This is a genomic window from Chitinophaga eiseniae (assembly GCF_012641265.1).
GTDB classification, from domain to species: domain Bacteria; phylum Bacteroidota; class Bacteroidia; order Chitinophagales; family Chitinophagaceae; genus Chitinophaga; species Chitinophaga eiseniae_A.
Genome location: NZ_JABAHZ010000038.1, coordinates 1 through 261, shown reverse-complemented (window position 1 = coordinate 261; position 261 = coordinate 1). Strand labels below are relative to the sequence as shown.

Genomic DNA, 261 nt, shown 5'->3' with positions numbered 1-261 from the left:
GGGGTCAGCAGTTCAAATCTGCTCGGGTCTACAATGATTACGGGGGATTAGCTCAGTTGGCTAGAGCACCTGCCTTGCACGCAGGGGGTCATCGGTTCGAATCCGATATCCTCCACTTAATCACCTTGATTTTGAAATAATAAAGATGTTCTGGCCAAAGGGTCAACAGAGATCGGATCTCACACATCGGCAAACAATCTTTAGAGATTGAAAAGTTCTTTGAAAGAATGGAAACAACAGCACGAATCTAAGTAGTGATGC

The 261-nt window shown here is 44.8% G+C and carries 1 tRNA gene; it reads left to right on the top strand.

Features of this window, described 5'->3' with window-relative positions:
- Positions 1–41 precede the first annotated feature (41 nt).
- Positions 42–115: transfer RNA gene (locus tag HGH91_RS31025), tRNA-Ala, on the top strand.
- The last annotated feature ends 146 nt before the right edge of the window (positions 116–261 follow it).